A 17,362-nucleotide genomic window follows, 5' to 3' on the forward strand; every position below is an offset into this window, starting at 1 on the left:
ATACACCTTCTTAATTATACTTAGGTGCCCATGATCCACCTCCAGCTGTACTAGCCCAGCCATTTACCATTACACCCAAAGCGGCTTCCAGAGGACCTTTAGTTACAGTATAAGTGTAATGCCCATATTTATCACGTGACAAATAGCCATTTGCGCCGTTGAAAATTGGTCTGCCACCCCCTTGGATTGTTCGCATTTCACAATTGGTTAATTCTTTTCTCTGACTCATCGTGTAACCAGCTTTCTGTTTTTTTTTAGATCAACTAAATTTTACCGCTAGGAGATTTTTTTATGAAAACTATTCTTGAATGATCTTAAAACTATTCCTGAATGAGATATGGTGTTCAGACTGTTATTTTTTGTAATGGATAGGACAGTCGGTATGAATGACTACTTCTCTAAAAATAGGATGTGAGAAAGATCTTAAAATGATTATGGTTGTATTGATTTTTTGATTCGTAGACTAAACCTTTAAGAATAAAACACTCAGTGATATACTAAATGAAAACGAATAACGGTACATAAACGGAGAAAATGCCAAATGACAAACCAGTTGATTTTAGAAGACCATCATTTCGAACAAGGAGAACTTTCAAGTTTAACGACTGCCTATATCGATCAGTATCCAATCGTTTATATTTTATATAATCGCAACCCTAAGAAGCGACCGGTTGCCTATATCGGACAAACCGTCCAAGCAAGCAAACGAATGAAGCAACATTTGAAAAATCCTCAACGAAAAGAAGTCAAAGAAGTCTTGTTGATTGGACATGAAAAATTCAATCAGTCTGCTACCTATAATATTGAAACAAATCTAATCAATCATTTTATCGGTGACGAAAAGTTTCAACTACAAAATGTTAGCCAAACGAGACAAGTACAGATGCATCAGTACTATGAAAAAGAATTTTATGATGAAGTTATTTTTCAAGAGCTATGGAAAGAATTGCAAAGCCGTCAATTGGCTTCTCATTCGATCGATACGATTCGGAATAAGGATGTCTACAAGCTTTCACCTTTCAAGGAACTTACGCCTGAGCAGTTGGAAATTAAATTAGAGATTATTGATTATTGCCAAAAGAATATTCAGAAAACAGAAAACAAGAAAGTATTCATGATTGAAGGAGAGGCTGGAACGGGTAAGAGTGTTGTATTAGCTTCTCTTTATAATACGTTGCAAGATTACGCAAAGTCAGACTCTGTACTAAAAGGAACGGATAATTATCTGTTGGTCAATCATTCAGAAATGTTAAAAACGTACCACGCGATGGCGGAGAGTTTGCTAAACTTAAAAAAGAATCATATGTTGAAACCGACATCTTTTATCAATAAGGTAGATAAGGAACAATTACAGCCAGACATCGTGATCGTTGATGAAGCACACTTGTTGCTAACAAAAAAAGACAGCTATAACAGTTTTCATTTTGACAATCAACTAGAAGAAATTATCAAGAGATCCAAAATCACGATCTGTATTTTTGATCCCAAACAAGTCCTGAAAATCAAAAGTTATTGGGATGAAGACCAATTAAACAAGTTTCAGCAAAAATACAAGGCAACCCGTTTCAAATTAACGAACCAATTAAGAATGCTGAGTAGTCCACAAATTATCCATTGGATCGATGAATTGGTAGAAAAACGAATCACAGCACTGCCAGATTCAACTGCTACGTTTGACTTACAGATCATGGATACACAAGAGGCGTTAAAAAATAAAATCTTCCAGTTAGATGAACAAGAAGGTCTGTCTCGGATTCTTTCTACATTTGACTATGTTCACAAGAAAGATGGGGCCGAGTATCTTGTCGATCCGGAGGGGATCAATTTACCATGGAATACCAGCGATTCAAAAATCACTTGGGCAGAGCGTTCAGATACGATTAGAGAAGTCGGATCGATTTATACGGTTCAAGGATTTGATTTGAATCATGTAGGGGTCGTTCTGGGTCCATCCATCGATTATGATCCACTCACAGGACAATTAGTGGTTGATATTGAAAAATATAAAGATACCGGTGCATTTGCAGGCCGAGACGATATGGATCTGCAGTCGACAAATAAGGCCAAAGAAAAAATTATTCTTAACTCTGTAAATATTTTGATGAAGCGTGCCATTAAAGGCTTATATATCTATGCAGTCAATCCAAATCTTCGGGTTAAACTATTGGAACTGCAACGTGAAAGGGGAAAGCAAAATTGATGAATGAAGGAACCTCCATGGAATTAATCAATAAATTCCGTGATGAACGAAATTGGCGTCAATTTCATAATGAGAAAGATTTGGCTCTTTCGATTTCCATCGAAGCCGCAGAATTGCTGGAGATCTTTCAATGGAAGTCTTCAGAAGAGGCGCTGAAAGATTTTGAACATCTCAAAGAAGAAATTGCCGACGTGTTGATCTACAGTTATATGCTGGCGGATAATCTAAAGCTAGATGTTGATGAGATCATCAAAGAGAAATTGCAGAAAAATGCGGTGAAATATCCGGTGGAACAAAGCAAGGACTCCAAAAAGAAATACCGGGAGTTGTGAGTAGAATGTTGGCTTCTTGGCAGTCAGATAGTAGGGAGATAATGGATGCTGATCTTTCAATACACCGATGCCAGCAAACATTCTGGATTTTGTGACTCTCGCTTAATCAAGAAATTGCATGAGGAGAATCTTCCTGATCGATCCATGTTATTGGCAAAGGCTAACGTTACCAATTTAATAGAGAGACCTCTTTCATTTGACTGTGTAACAGGCTATTATCGGAAGTGAATGGTTCTAAAAAACTTTAAACCAATAACAATACTTCAAGCTCTTGGAAATGCTTCCAAGAGCTTTTTTGTCCAACACTCCCACCCAACACTCTCTCAGCACATTTTTTTCCAGTGTTGAGAGCCGGCAGGATCCTTGCTATGACAGCGCTTTAGAAAGTTGGCACACCTTTTGCTTATAGAAAGGTGTAAACAGACAGGAGGGTTAATGATATGGCAACAATCATTCTAGCAAGCCATGGAGAGTTATCTCAAGGATTAAAACAGACTGCTGCAATGATTATAGGAGATCATTCGAACATTTATGCATTATCTGCTTTTCGAGACGAAGATCAACCGATGACAGAGCAAATTCAGAATATATTAGCCAAAGTAGACTTGGCAGACACATATATTCTTACAGATATTCTTGGAGGGAGTGTCAACAACGACCTGCTGGGGGTCGTTCAAGAGCACCCCGATTTGGAACTGATCACTGGAATGAATCTTCCACTGGTGATCACACTTGCTACACAAGTCAACCGAGTCTCGCAAGAAGAATTAGCAGCTATTATTCAGGAAAGTCAGCGATCTATTGTGAATTGTAAGAAATTACTAGTCGAAGCAACAGCAGAGGAGGATGAATTATGATCAAATTAGTACGGATCGACCATCGCTTGTTACATGGTCAGGTTGTTTTTTCATGGAGTAAGTTTTTTAATATCAACCGTATTATTGTCGCAAACGATGAAGCTGCCAATGATGAATTCAAGAAGATGTCGTTGAATCTTTCCAAACCGGCGGGCATCAAGCTAACGATTTTAGCAACGGATCAACTGATCGCTAAAATGCCTAAGATCGAACAACTCGCCGAAAACATCATGATCATTTTTGGGAATACCCATGAGACGCGGCGATTTATTGAAGCATATCCTAAAGTCAAAGAGATCAATTATGGCGGAATCATCAAAAAAGCCGGCTCAAAGCAATACAGCAATGCCATTTTTTTGACAGAGGCGGAAGCAGAAGATGCGCGCAAAATGAAAGATCTGGGGATCGTGCAGTATATGCAGCAGGTACCAACCTCTAAGAAAGAGGATTTAAATACAATGCTATAAAGGAGGAAAAAAATGCTCATTCGGTCGATTGTATTAGGTTTAATTGGTGTTTTTTGTATTTTGGATTCACGGCTGTTGGGAAGGTTGAACTTTGAGCGACCTTTGATCGTTAGTACATTAGTTGGTCTAGCGTTAGGAGATTTGGAAAAAGGGTTGATCGTCGGTGCCTCATTGGAATTGATGTCTTTGGGACTTGTCAATATTGGAGCGGCAGCACCACCTGACATGAATATGGCGTCGATCATTGCGACATCTTTTGCTATTTTATCAAATGCCAATGCAGAGGCTGCATTGACGATTGCGATTCCAATCTCTGTTTTAGGACAAATGCTCGGGATTCTCATGCGAACGATTTTATCGAATTTGACACACGCGGCAGACAAATTTATTGAGCAAGGGAAGTTTAATCAAGCCCGAAGAATTCATATTTTCTATGGGACGGGCTTATACGCACTGATGTATTTCATTCCGATATTCATGGCCATTTATTTTGGCACGAACTTAGTCACACAAGTCGTTGAGGCTATTCCGCAATGGCTGACAGATGGCTTGACGGTGGCTAGTAAGATCTTGCCAGCTTATGGGTTTGCGTTGTTGCTGCAAACGATGCTGACGAAAAAAATGGTCGCATTTCTATTTCTAGGGTTCTTGATCACGGCTTATTCTGGTTTAAGTGTGACTGGAGTTGCGGCCTTTGCTTGTATTGTGGCTTTTGTCATGGTCCAAGTAGGAAATCGAGCAGGCAAGCCGCAAGACCCAGATCCATTAGATGACTTATAAGGAGGTTCATTCATGAAAAAGAAAGATCCAAATGCATGGAAATATCGTCAGTTTTTCTGGCGCTCATGGGCGATTCAAGCGTCTTGGAACTATGAAAGACAGATGAATATGGGCTTTATGTATGGTATCGCACCGATTTTGGATGCCATCTATAAGAATCCTGAAGATGAGCAAAGAAAAAAAGAGGCTTACGAACGACACATGATGTACTACAACTGTACGCCGCAAACAAGTGCCTTTGTTCTAGGATTAGCTTCATCGATGGAAGAACAATATTACGAAGATCCAGTTAGTTTCAATCCGGAATCTATTAGTGCGGTGAAGACTTCTTTGATGGGACCTTTATCAGGGGTGGGTGATTCCTTCTTTCAAGGAACCATTCGCGTATTGGCATTTGGTCTAGGAATCAACCTAGCCCAGCAAGGCAGTATCTTGGGCCCAATCTTAGCCATGATCGTTTCCTTCTTGCCATCCTTTTTTGTGACTTATTATGGGGGCAAGATCGGCTACACCATGGGAAACAAGTATTTAGCCAAACTTTATCAAGAAGGCTTAATGGACAAAGTGATGTACATTTGTTCCATTGTAGGATTGATGGTGATTGGCTCCATGATCGCCAGTATGATCGGGATCACGACACCGATTCAAATGAGTGAAGCATTCGTGTTACAGGATGTCTTAGATAATGTCATGCCTCAGATTCTGCCATTAGGCATCACGTTCTTGATGTATTGGCTGTTGCAGAAAAAAGTGAAAACAGGGTGGATGTTAGCAATCTGTTTGATCGGTGGGATCGTGATGAGTCTTTTAGGAATACTTGCATAAGTGAACCAACCATTTATGGTTTATGGTTAAAAATTTAAAGGAGGAATTCATTCAATGAATCCAAAACAAATTGTCCAAGAAATTGTCAAAGAGAAAGAGGTAAAATCGATTGTCTTCGTTGGCTGCGGCGCCTCTAAAGCAGACCTATATCCAGCTAAGTATTTTCTCGACCAAAATGCGAAGCAATTACGGATCAGTCATTATACAGCCAACGAATTCAATCATGCGACACCTGCTTCCCTTGATGAAACGACTGTCGTTATTTCAGCTTCTTTAGGAGGTACGACTCCTGAAACCGTTGAAGCAAATGCAGTTGCGAAAGAAAAAGGTGCCACTGTCATTAGTTTAACACGAAGCGTAGATTCACCGTTAACAAAAGATGCAGATTATGTTATCTACCATCGCTTTGCAGAAAATTATGCCGCAAAACTGGAGAAGACCGGCTTCTGTTTGGAATTGGCAGTTGAATTGCTTCATCAAATCGAAGGCTATGAACACTATGATGCCATGATGGCAGGCTTTGCTACTATCTATGATTTATCACAAAAGAGCGCCGAATCTGCCCGCAAGCAAGCAAAAGCTTTCGCTCAACGCTTCAAAGATGAACCAGTCATTTATGTGATGAGCAGCGGTGCGACCCATGAAGTGGCTTATTCCACGTCGATTTGTTTGCTGATGGAAATGCAATGGATCCACTCAGGCACATTCCATTCTGGCGAATTTTTCCATGGTCCTTTCGAGATCGTGGACAAAGATGTACCGTTTATCTTATTGATGAATGATGGAAAAACCAGAGAGATCGATGCGCGGGCATTAACCTTCTTGGAACGCTTTGATACGAAAACAGAAGTAGTCGATGCTTTAGACTATGGCTTGTCGGCTCATATCAGCAAAGAAGTGCTTGATTACTTCAACCCATTCGTGATCACCGCTGTGTTTAGAGTCTATGCAGAAGAACTTTCTGAAGCAAGAGAACATCCTTTGACGAAAAGACGCTACATGTGGAAACTAACTTACTAATAAAGAACTTACTAAAGAACGGTGATTGAAGTCAACAACCGACGAAATGATCCCAACAATCGCAAAGATGGAGACCTCTCGTGACAGTGTCGCGAGGGGATTTGTTGGAATCGTACCATCCCTCCTGCGATTTTTCTTTGATTCGGAGAGTCGGTACAAATCTCCTTGTTGTGTCGCTGATGAGGCAGGTTCTTTGCATCGATATTTGTCGGAAAACAATTTTGCAGTCAGAATTAGCAGCGGGATTCTTGTGATAATGATCTGCTATTTTAGGAGAAATCGCTTGGTTTTTCTCAGATCAAAGCCTCAAGATAAGGTAAAATAAATGGATCTTGGAAAGAGCGTAAATTCAATGAGGGAGTGGCAAATATGAAGACGTTAAACAATTATTTATTTAAGTTGACTTCAAAAATTGAAGAGATCGATGCGGCTTGTTTCTCGGCAAATAAGATTGCCAATGCAATGAATCTGAATCGCAGTACAGTCAGCAGCTACCTGAATGAAGGCGTGCGGCAAGGGGAATTGATCAAAGTCAAAACGTATCCCGTCTTATTTTTACATAGAAAAGGCTTAGAAGATCAAGGCTATGTCCTCTCTAAGAGTGAGTATGACTCCCTTGATTTTCTAAAAAAAGGCGCTCCTGAGTCCGTTTTTCAAAAAGTGATTGGTGCAACGGGAAGTTTAAAAGAGAGCATTGATCAAATAAAAACAGCGGTACTTTATCCAAATCAGGGATTGCCATTGCTGTTAGTAGGTGCCAGCGGTTCAGGAAAGACCTTTTTGGCGAGTAAAATCTATGCCTATGCATTGGAAGAACACGTCTTGCAGCCGAAAAGTCCCTACATTGCCTATAATTGTGCCCAGTATTTTAATAATCCGGAATTGCTGTCTGCTGCACTCTTTGGCTATACCAAAGGAGCTTTCACGGGAGCCAATGAGCACCATAGCGGTCTACTTGAAAAAGCGGATGGCGGGATTCTCTTTTTAGACGAAGTCCACCGGTTATCAGAAGAAGGACAGGAGAAACTGTTCACCTTTATGGACACGGGGGAGTATTCCCCGATGGGAGACAATAGTGTCCGTCGAAAAGCCAATGTCCGGCTGATTTTTGCGACGACAGAGAACATTTACACCACTTTTTTGCCCACTTTTCTGCGAAGGTTGCCGGTGATCGTTACATTGCCTACCTTTCAGCAACGCCCTTTATCAGAAAGGCTAGCGCTGATTGATGAATTTTTCCTGAATGAGAGCAAAATCTTAGATCGGAATCTGACCGTTTCTGATCAATTGATCGATTTTTTGATGAATAGCGATTTTGATGGCAACGTGGGCAATATCAAGAATATCATTAAATATGCTTGCGGCAATGCCTATGTCCATCAGAAACAGAAGCCCACGGTTCAAATCAAATTATTGGATATGCCGATCGAATACAGCAGCAAATTCAAAGAAAATTTTACAAAACCTCGAAAAAATTCCAGCGATCGGCACTATTCGCCTACGGATCAGAACAAAAATCTTTTAAGCACGAACAGCAACGATCTGCTGATCCAATTTTTTGATGAGATGTTTTTAGAATTTACTGAAGTCATCAATGACAACAAAAACTTCAAAGAGTACATGAATCGGCTATCGAAGAAAGTGACCCGCATCATGGATGCGTTTATTTTTCAAGAGTCCTATGATGAGGAACACTCGATTTATTCGGTATTGGTGTATCATATCCGCCAAACCATCGATTTTCTCCATGACAGCTATGGCTTTGAGCAAGACGGCAATCGCGTGATCACATTGGCAAACTATCTCTATATCAAAGGCAATTATGCCTATTTTGATGATCGAAAAGAGAATGTGGCATTGAAAGAGACATTCCGTGAATTTTTAAAAAATATTGCCGAGACGCCGTACCTTTACGCGAAAAAGATCTTGTACCACTTGTCCCAAAATCTAGACTTGACAGTCGAAGAAGAGGATATCTATTTTATGACGATCTTCTTTTATAGCTTGAATAGTGCAACGGTTCAAACTGGCGTCAAAAGTGTTGTCTTGGCTCACGGATATTCGACCGCTAGCAGTTTGGCGAATGTGGCCAATCGGATATTGGGGAAAAATGTCTTTCAAGCCTATGATATGCCGATCGATATTTCATTGCGTAAAATAGAAGCACAGATCCTTCGCTATATCAGCGAGAACCGCACTGATCATGGCTTGATTTTGTTAGTCGATATGGGTTCTCTCAATCAGTTGGGCGAGTCGTTGAAAAAGCAGCTAAAAGGACCATTACTGATTATTGACCATGTGAACACCCCCTTATTATTGGAAGTGGGTCAGGCCGTATTGTCTGGGAACAGTTTGACAGAGATTAATGAGAAAATCCAAGCACAGTTTACGATTCAAAAGCAATTAGTCCTTCCTGTCGTCAAGAAGAAAAAAGCCATCATCACTTGCTGTTACACAGGGATCGGCAGTGCACGACAGATTCAAGAAATCTTGATTCGCTGCTTGGGAGAAAAAGCTGAAGAGTTAGAGATCATTCCCTACGATTATAAAAAATTATTTGAGAATAAAAACTATGAGATTCCCTTTCAACTCTATGATGTATTAATGATCGTTGGCACAGAGAATCCGCAGATCCCCCATGTTCCTTATATTGGGTTAGACTGTTTGATCAATGGGGAGGCGATCGGGACCTTTATCAATTGCCTTTATGGCAATTTTGAGATTGAAGAGGAGACGCTAAAAGAAGATCTGATCTTTAATTTTTCCCTCAGTAAGATCGTTGAGAACTTGACGATCTTAGATGCGGATAAAGTATTGACGTCGGTCCAATCGGCCATCAGTGAAATTGAGAAACTAAGAACGCAGAAATTTTCAAATAATCAACTGTTTCTCTTGTATTTACACTGCTGTTGTATGATCGAACGTATTTTACGCAAAGAGTCTGTCGATGAACAAGAAGATCTGGCGGCTTATAAAAAAGAACATAAAAAACAAATGGAGTTGATTCATTTGGCATTCAGTAATATCGAGAAAGAATATACGATCCAAGTCCCTGATTTGGAAGTGCGCTTGCTGAACGATATTATCGAAGGATAGGAGCAGAGGTATGCAAAAAGGAATTATTTTTGATATGGATGGGGTACTGATCGATAGTGAAGTCTACTATTTCAAGCGCAGAATGAATTTCTTTGCGGAAGTACAGCTGTCACCAGGATCCCGGGCGATCAATGATTATGTGGGAAAGACAGAAGCAGAGATTTGGCAGACGCTGGTTCCAGAGAATCCTTCTTTGAGAGCAGAACTGAAAACAACTTATCGCGCTTATCAAAAGCAGCATCCCATTGATTTTGAACAAGCGTTAAGAAAAGAAGTAAAACCGGTTCTTAAAAAATTATCAGCTGCTGGCATCCGCATGGCTCTTGCTTCTTCTTCTCCGCGGCGGATGATTGACGAGATGTTGACGGCGTGTCAACTGCAGTCTTATTTCTGTTATGTGATCAGTGGGGAAGAGCTGACTCAAAGCAAGCCCCACCCGGAGATTTATCAACTGGCACAAAGCCATTTAGACTGCGAGCAGATCGCAGCCGTAGAGGACTCGCCAATCGGGATTCAATCTGCCAAAGCAGCTGGTATTTATACGATTGCGCTGAAGCAGCCCTTTGATGTCGATCAAAGCCAGGCGGATCAGATGATTGACAGTCTGGAAGAGTTGTTATCTTTATTCATTGAGTAACAAACAGCGATTATCCGATCATCCCTTTTACAACGAGCTATCTGTGAACATTTTTCTGTTTAGTGTTGCATTCTTTGACAGGTGTTTTCAGATGGTAAATCATCCATTTAAATAAAAGAGCGTTGACAGCGTGCTTGTCAATGCTCTTTTATATTTTTCTTTTGTATGATTTGAGGAAACTGAGTGCACAAATAGGCGGCGATGAGTATTTATTAACAAGTCCTTGGGCTCTTTGGTGATAAAAAATAAGAGGATTTTAATATTTGCAAGAATCTATTGCCAAGTAAACCTTGCAGATTTACAATGTAAAAACGGATCATTTTCTGAAATAAATTTGATTGATTACATTTTTTTTAGTGTGTAAAATAGACAAAGTGACAATGGTCTATGCTCAAAAAAGATTGTTATTTGTTGATCATAGTGACTGTTGCAACGATTAGGATGAAAAAAAAGAAAAAGGGTTGAAAAATGAACATATATGTATTGATTGGCATAGTTGTTTGGCTGTATTTGTTGTCTGTGATGAAACGCTCCAAACTCTCAGCCTTTTATTTTATTCTGGGAAGTGTCGGGCTGTTTTATTTACTGATTGTATTCAGCCGACCTTACTGGGTTTGGTTTTTGACACAATTAGTGATCAAAGTCGTGGATTTATTTGGTTCCTTTTCCAATGTGACGGAAGAATTTAGTCAGTATAGCTTGATTGTGATCCACAGCGCCAAAGAGCAGATGTCTTTGTATGTTGATTACGAGTGTTCAGGCGTCATCGAAACGGCTGCTTATCTAGGCTTGCTGGCATTTTATCCTTTATACAATCGACAGGAAAAAGTGTTTTATGCTCTCTTTGGGACGTTGTGGATTTTTGTGAGTAATGTTATCAGATTACTCTTTGTTGTGGCATTTGTTCATTTCGGCGGCAGCGATGCTTATTTCCTCGCTCACTCGATTTTGGGTCGATTGTTCTTCTATGGGCTTGTGATCACATTGTACTATCATACATTTACGTATTCTCAAGTCGCCAGAAGTTTGTATGAGAAGAAGAATCGCTTGTTTAGGAGAGGGGAGCACTGATGGATTACTTATTCAATTTAACCTTGACGCAGATGGGGTTCTGGATTACTTGGCTGTTGATTCCTTTACTCGTAGAGATCATCCCGGGCATCTATTCCACCTGTTTCTTGTTTGTGAAAAATTTCCAAAAGAAGCAACTGGACATTCCAGAAAAACTGCCCTTTATCTCAGTGATCGTCCCTGTTTATAATTCAGCCGAGACACTGTATGCCTGCATTCGTTCCATCAATGAATCGACGTATCCGAATGAGAACATTCAAATTCTCTTAGCAGATAATGGCAGTACCGATGAGAGTTTTGCAGTATTCAATGAGGCGCACAATCACTTCAATCAGCTGAATATGCATTGGATCCGCACTGAACAAGGCAAAGCCCAGGCGTTGAATTCCGCGATCTATGACAGTATTGGGACTTACATTATCAATATTGATAGCGATGGATTCTTGGAACCTACGGCACTCATGAACATGGTTTTGAAGTTCGAGAATGACTATAGCATCTCTGCAATGTCTGGTACGGTCTTAACGCAAAAAGAAGCAATCAAAAAGACCAAATCACCTATGGTTCGCTGGCTGCAAAAAAGTGAGTACATTGAGTATGCCCAGTCTTTTTTGGCTGGACGGAATGTCGAAGCGTTGAACAATCAGTTGTTCACAATGGCTGGCGCTTTCTCTGGTTTCAGAAAAGAAGTTTTGGTCAATACGTATCTTTATAACACAGACACTGTCGGTGAAGATACTGATATGACTTTTCAAATCAGGCATCGTCTGAAAGAAAAAGTTTCTTTATGCGAGAATGCTATTTTTTATGTTGAACCAATTCAAAGTGTTGACGAATTGTATATTCAACGGCAAAGATGGCAACGAGGTGAGGTAGAAGTAGCAAAAGAGTTTTCCGAAGAACAAGTCGGTTTAGGGAATTTCTTTAAAAACTTTCTGGTACGCCGCCTGATCATCGACCATACCTTCATTTTTCCAAAAATGATTTGGCTTTTCGCCAGCGCCGTTTTATTGTTTTTTGGTTATACGGCAAAAATATTGCTGCTGTCGTATTTGCTGATTTACTTGCTCTATTTCGTTGACTCGCTGCTCAAATTCATCAGTATCTCTTTACTCCTGAAATCATTTAAATCTGACCAGCGATTTTACATGAAATTATGGGGAGAGGTCATTACGTTTCCACTTTACAATTTCCTTGTCTCTTGGTTCCGTTTGATTGGAATCATTAACGGAATCACGTCTCCTGCAAAATGGAATACGACGCCAATCTCTAAAGAAATGAGCCAGATCAAAGACACTATCACCCAAGATATAATGAAAATTAGAAAGAAGTGACCTCAAATGGCGGAAAAACGCTGTATCTATAAATTTAAATCTCATGTGAATGCCAGTCATGCGATGCGCTGGGAAGGTGGTATGGGTGCTAAGCATAACCATACTTGGGAAATTATTTGTGAGATCAAATCTCAAGATGATGAGATGCATCTGTTTGAAGAAATAGAAGGGGTGCTGAAAGACTTTTTCCAACCTTTCTCTGGTAGTTTTTTGAATGAAATGCCGCCCTTTTTGGAAATCAATCCCTCTGTCGAAAATGTGACCAATTATTTTTATGACCAATTATCCCTACGACTAGCAGCGATCCAAACAGAACTGATTCGCATCGAAGTAGGGGAATCACCTACTCGCTTTTATTGCATTGAAAAACAAGCATAGGTTGAGGTGGAAAATGAAATCAAAATTTTTTATCGCAGGTAATCGGATCATCAATGGTCTATTTTGCTTATTCTTTGGGTTGACACTGATCTTTGCTTTGATTTCACCAAATATGACGATCGGCGATAACTCGGTCTTTGGAACAAGCACCACACTAGCAACCACGTTTTTCGTTTTGGGGTCCATTGCATTCATCATTGCGGTGTACTGTTATCCAAAAGTCCAGCAGTTTTTAACTTGGCTTTTTGTGACCCATCGCTATGTGACGGTCACGGTATTCGTCTTAGGAGTATTGGCTTGGCAAATCGTCTTCGTCTCGTTTTTGCATTCGGCGATCGGCTGGGATGTCGCGGCTATCCATGATGCCTTGACGGATACGACGAATCCTGAGATCGTTGCTTATTATAGTTTGAACCAAAATAACTTGCCGATTCTTTTGTGGCAGCACCAATTAGCAGAATGGTTTTCTACAACTTCTTGGCTGTTCTTTGATTCTGTCACCTTGTTCTTAGTCGATCTCTCCGTCCTGTTCAATATACTGACGATTCGTCTGCTATGCAAAAAATATCTAGTGCCTGCCATTTATCTGCATGGCGCTTGGCTACTGGTATTTCCTTCGATCATTGTGCCTTATACAGATACGTGGGTTCTACCTTTTGTTTCAGCAAGCTTATTCTTTTATGCTCTTATGATCAAAAAAGAGCTTCCGACTAAATACAACCTGTTAGGTGCAGTTGGCTTGGGGATTGCTGCGGTAGTCGGTTATTTCATCAAACCTTCGGCGCTGATCCTCCTAATTGCTGTTCTATTGATCGAAACAATCAGCTTTTTTGCCAAGAAATGGCAATCAAAAGGGCGCATCGTTTTGCTGATGATTACTTTGATTACGGCTGGCGGCACGTATGCTGTATGCAATCATCAATTAGAAAATCAACAATACATTGCCATTGACGAAAGTCGGGCCATCCCGATGATCCATTTCATGAATATTGGCTTGACGAATGACGGCGGATATAGTCCTGAAGATGCGCAAGCAATGGCAGAATTGCCAACAAAACAAGCAAAAATCGATTATTCGAAAGAAAAAATCCAAGAGCGGCTAAAAGAAAGAGGCGTTCTTGGCTATATCAGTTTTCTTTTTCAAAAGCACCGCAACAATACCGCAGATGGGACGTTTGCGTGGTTGAAAGAAGGTTCGTTCATTCAAGAAGGAGAGACTCCGAAGGGCAAAGGCTTTACCCGCTGGCTGCAAGAAGGCTATTATTTATACGGAAATCGAATTGCCGATTTTCGTTTCATGGCACAAATCTGGTGGGTGATCTGCTTGCTTATCATCGCTTTTGGTTGGAAACGGCAAGGCAAGTACGAACAGATGCTTCGGTTGAGTTTGATAGGCGGCTTCCTCTTCCTGCTTTTGTTCGAAGGTGGGCGTAGTCGTTATTTGATTCAGTTTTTACCATTCTTTTTATTATTGGCAAGCCTTACGATGGGTGATAGTATACGTTTTGTTAAGCGAATTTTTACACTGGATCAAAGGATCAAGGGGGATAAATAATGAATTATGATGAATTGAAATTTTATGGACAGGGGATCCATCATGCAAAGACGAAGGAAATTGTTTTTTTTGAATTATTGTTGAGAAAAGAAGACAATAAAAACATTTTCCCTAAAGATTCTTATTTATCAATGATCAGCCAGCAGGAAGAGCATCAACAGTATGTAAAATGGCTGCAAAAAACATTGACCCGAATTTTAGAAGCCAACCCGACGAAGCGGTTTAGTTTTAATCTCGACCCGCAAGAACTGGAGTACGAAGAGACCTTTGATCTACTTGAGAACTTAAAGGAATACAAGCAGCGACTGATTATTGAGATCACAGAAAAACCGCCAATGAAGAGAAACTACCCTTATTTTTCCGCAGTCAATGTGGAGGCCTTCAAGAAAATCGCTCAGTATGGCTACCAAATCGCATTAGATGATATTGGCCAAGGCATCAACTCTTTGGACAATGTTTTGGAATTGAAGAATTATTTTCAGATCGTCAAATTTTCGGCATTGTCTTTTCAAAAGAAGGTTTCAGAAGATATTCTTCAGAAAATCATCGTGCTGTTTGCAAGCATCGCTGTCCAATTAGATAAAACCTTTGTCGTCGAGGGAATTGAAAATCAAAAATTTGCTAGTTGGTTAGAAACAAATGTTTGTTGTTATCATCAAGGCTATCTCTACTCGACACCGGAAAAAATAGTGACCATCGATTATTAAGGAGCGTGCTATGTTTGATGGATATCATATTATGGCTATATTATACAATCGTTCGTCTAATTGTTGTTCTAGGTGTTGTATTCCTTGACTACTTGATTTATTTATCGATGAAAGAATCCATTTTTTTGAAAACGAAAGCTGTTCTTAGAAAAATTGCTTGGATTGGTATCATGATTATCAGTTTGGTGATTTTGCAAGGGGTGCCCGTGTTATCGGAAAATCTTCTGCAAGATCGCTATACCACGCTTATTCAAAATATGGATCTACAATTGATCGTTCTTTTTTATTTTTTGCATATGCTCAAAGGAACCATGATGCTGCACTTCAATGTGTTCGTATCTATTGCCATCACCTTTTATTATATGTACCAAGGGGAATACCAGACGATTCAAAATTATTTTATAGCAATCATCACGATTGTGCTGATTTACACTTGTTGTCGGATAGTCTTACAGTTAAAAGACAAAAATCTGAATAATATCGGTGTCTATTTCTTGCTGACATTATTTTATGGTGCGTCCTGGGGGTTAAAGATGTATCCGGCATTAGATTTTAGGTTTGCCGGCTATCTTTTCTTCTTACTAAACTTTGTCATGCTGATGATCATGGTTCGTATGATCAATAAGTTGGTACGAAGGCAGCTGACGAAATTCGATAATTTATCTCTTGAAGCACGAACCGATTTTTTAACAGGGATCGGGAATCGGCTGAGTTTTGATCGGGAGTTTAGCCAACGTTTTGCACTTTCTCATACCAAGGAAAATTTAGTTTTTGCTATGGTCGACATTGATTACTTTAAACGGATCAACGATGATTATGGCCATGATATCGGGGATATCATTATAAAAAACGTAGCTAAAATCATTAGTCAAACCCTTTTTCAGTACCAGCTTGAAAGTCAAGTCTTTCGTATTGGCGGGGAAGAGTTTGGGATTTTGTTTCAAGAAAAAAGCCAACACGATATTACAGAGATTTTAGAAACGATTAGTAGAAGAGTAAGTAATTTTTCTTTGAATATCCAAGGGGAAGAAGTTCGAGTTACGATTTCAGCCGGCGTTTCCCGTTGCCGAAAAACGGACACCGATAAAGAAGATCTATACAAGCGAGCAGACAAGTATTTGTATATCGCAAAAAGAGAAGGGCGCAATGCCATTTTTATGGAGGGAAAGATCAAACATATTTCGTAACGATCAAGTTTCCTTTCCTAGGAATATGTTAATGAAAACCAAAAGGAACAATGTTCATTTCTTTAGGCGGCTTTTCAGCAGATTGAAGAAAGTTAGAAGGAGCAAAAAAATGAGAAAATATTATCCATTGATTTTAAGTATCTTAGCTGTAGTAAGTGTCTTTATACCAATCAATGCCCATGCGGACAATAAATACGGGATCGTCATTGACGGTGCTTTCAGTGACTGGTCAGGTTTACCGATGACGGAATTGTCTTTTTCGTATGAAAATGGACAGAACATCAAACATGCCAGTCTGGTCACCGATGAAGCAAATCTATATTTTTATTTGAACATGGCACCAGAAGGACACAATTACCATAACTTACAGCCTAGTGGACACAAGCTGACGATCGGAAACAAAGTATTCTGGATGACATTCAACAATACGTTTCCAAGTGAAGACTTATCCGTTATTGGACAAACCAAAGACGTGCAAGTCAATTTTTGGGCAGAGGATAATTCCGTTAATGTAACGATCCCCGGGAAACTTACGCGTGTAAAAACGGATTTCAGTGACACTTCCTACTCAGATGAAGTAGAAGTTGCGATTCCTTTTGAACAGCTGAAAGTAGAAGCAACCAGCAGTCAAACGATCACTTATAGCAACGCCAATCTAGGGGAACAAACCATCACAGTCACAGGAGGAAGCACCGGTCCGTGGATCCTTGCCGGAATTGCCGTCGTGATTGCAGGTTATTCTTTTTGGAAAATTAGAGGGAAATCTCTTAAAGCAATCAAGAATTAATTCGCCTTCTTTTCTGGTTTGCTGCTTGATCCAATGACTCTTGTTTCTCTTGGAGATTCGCCTGCTTCGCTTAGGGGGAAGTAACCAGTACAATAGATTCAACAAAAACAAAGCGCTAAATTCTACCTT

The 17,362-nt window shown here is 39.9% G+C and carries 17 protein-coding genes; 16 read left to right on the forward strand and 1 reads right to left on the reverse strand.

Translation table 11 applies throughout. The annotated features are described in order from the left end of the window. Positions 1-10 precede the first annotated feature (10 nt). Positions 11-229, reverse strand: coding sequence for a garvicin Q family class II bacteriocin (locus IGJ28_RS13195; protein ID WP_252711602.1), 219 nt, complete (start codon positions 227-229; stop codon positions 11-13). Positions 230-541: 312 nt separating this feature from the next. On the opposite strand from IGJ28_RS13195, the gene IGJ28_RS13200 reads away from it, so the two are divergent. The 16 genes from IGJ28_RS13200 (at position 542) to IGJ28_RS13275 (ending at position 17,233) form a co-directional block, all read left to right on the forward strand. Then, positions 542-2,200 carry a DUF2075 domain-containing protein gene (locus IGJ28_RS13200; RefSeq protein ID WP_252711601.1) on the forward strand — a complete coding sequence of 553 codons (1,659 nt, stop codon included), beginning with the start codon at positions 542-544 and terminating at the stop codon, positions 2,198-2,200. After that, positions 2,200-2,532, forward strand: a complete 333-nt coding sequence (locus IGJ28_RS13205) for a nucleotide pyrophosphohydrolase (protein ID WP_252711600.1) — start codon at positions 2,200-2,202, stop codon at positions 2,530-2,532. Before IGJ28_RS13200 ends, IGJ28_RS13205 begins: the two co-directional genes overlap by 1 nt. 440 nt (positions 2,533-2,972) lie before the next feature. Further along, positions 2,973-3,389, forward strand: coding sequence for a PTS sugar transporter subunit IIA (locus tag IGJ28_RS13210; RefSeq protein WP_103300139.1), 417 nt, complete (start codon positions 2,973-2,975; stop codon positions 3,387-3,389). Then, positions 3,386-3,856 carry a PTS sugar transporter subunit IIB gene (locus IGJ28_RS13215; protein WP_176332902.1) on the forward strand — a complete coding sequence of 157 codons (471 nt, stop codon included), beginning with the start codon at positions 3,386-3,388 and terminating at the stop codon, positions 3,854-3,856. Before IGJ28_RS13210 ends, IGJ28_RS13215 begins: the two co-directional genes overlap by 4 nt. 12 nt (positions 3,857-3,868) lie before the next feature. Next, positions 3,869-4,636: a PTS mannose/fructose/sorbose/N-acetylgalactosamine transporter subunit IIC gene (locus IGJ28_RS13220; protein ID WP_081131920.1), complete on the forward strand. Its 768-nt coding sequence runs from the start codon at positions 3,869-3,871 to the stop codon at positions 4,634-4,636. A 12-nt stretch (positions 4,637-4,648) separates the two neighbouring features. Beyond that, the gene (locus IGJ28_RS13225) at positions 4,649-5,461 is read left to right on the forward strand and encodes a PTS system mannose/fructose/sorbose family transporter subunit IID (protein WP_060813856.1); all 813 of its coding nucleotides are present in this window, start codon (positions 4,649-4,651) and stop codon (positions 5,459-5,461) included. Between the two features lie 54 nt (positions 5,462-5,515). Further along, positions 5,516-6,481, forward strand: coding sequence for an SIS domain-containing protein (locus tag IGJ28_RS13230; protein WP_156247772.1), 966 nt, complete (start codon positions 5,516-5,518; stop codon positions 6,479-6,481). A gap of 369 nt (positions 6,482-6,850) precedes the next feature. Next, positions 6,851-9,577 (forward strand): sigma 54-interacting transcriptional regulator, encoded by a 2,727-nt coding sequence (locus tag IGJ28_RS13235; protein ID WP_252711599.1) that lies wholly within the window; start codon positions 6,851-6,853, stop codon positions 9,575-9,577. A gap of 10 nt (positions 9,578-9,587) precedes the next feature. Beyond that, positions 9,588-10,214, forward strand: coding sequence for an HAD family hydrolase (locus IGJ28_RS13240; protein ID WP_252711598.1), 627 nt, complete (start codon positions 9,588-9,590; stop codon positions 10,212-10,214). 468 nt (positions 10,215-10,682) lie between these two features. Beyond that, positions 10,683-11,285, forward strand: coding sequence for an exosortase family protein XrtG (xrtG, locus tag IGJ28_RS13245; protein ID WP_252711597.1), 603 nt, complete (start codon positions 10,683-10,685; stop codon positions 11,283-11,285). Further along, on the forward strand, positions 11,285-12,619 hold the full coding sequence (locus IGJ28_RS13250) for a TIGR03111 family XrtG-associated glycosyltransferase (protein ID WP_103300143.1): 1,335 nt from the start codon (positions 11,285-11,287) through the stop codon (positions 12,617-12,619). The genes xrtG and IGJ28_RS13250 overlap by 1 nt, the downstream gene beginning before the upstream one ends. 6 nt (positions 12,620-12,625) lie before the next feature. After that, positions 12,626-12,997 carry a 6-carboxytetrahydropterin synthase gene (locus tag IGJ28_RS13255; RefSeq protein WP_021150448.1) on the forward strand — a complete coding sequence of 124 codons (372 nt, stop codon included), beginning with the start codon at positions 12,626-12,628 and terminating at the stop codon, positions 12,995-12,997. Positions 12,998-13,010: 13 nt separating this feature from the next. Continuing rightward, positions 13,011-14,552 carry a TIGR03766 family XrtG-associated glycosyltransferase gene (locus IGJ28_RS13260; protein WP_252711596.1) on the forward strand — a complete coding sequence of 514 codons (1,542 nt, stop codon included), beginning with the start codon at positions 13,011-13,013 and terminating at the stop codon, positions 14,550-14,552. After that, positions 14,552-15,259: an EAL domain-containing protein gene (locus IGJ28_RS13265; protein ID WP_021150446.1), complete on the forward strand. Its 708-nt coding sequence runs from the start codon at positions 14,552-14,554 to the stop codon at positions 15,257-15,259. Before IGJ28_RS13260 ends, IGJ28_RS13265 begins: the two co-directional genes overlap by 1 nt. 17 nt (positions 15,260-15,276) lie before the next feature. After that, entirely contained in the window at positions 15,277-16,446 is a 1,170-nt protein-coding gene (locus IGJ28_RS13270) for a GGDEF domain-containing protein (protein WP_252711595.1), read from the forward strand. A 109-nt stretch (positions 16,447-16,555) separates the two neighbouring features. Continuing rightward, entirely contained in the window at positions 16,556-17,233 is a 678-nt protein-coding gene (locus tag IGJ28_RS13275; RefSeq protein ID WP_229073454.1) for a Firmicu-CTERM sorting domain-containing protein, read from the forward strand. The last annotated feature ends 129 nt before the right edge of the window (positions 17,234-17,362 follow it).

This window comes from Enterococcus sp. AZ091 (assembly GCF_051714805.1).
In the GTDB taxonomy this organism is placed as follows: Bacteria; Bacillota; Bacilli; order Lactobacillales; family Enterococcaceae; genus Enterococcus_D; species Enterococcus_D gallinarum.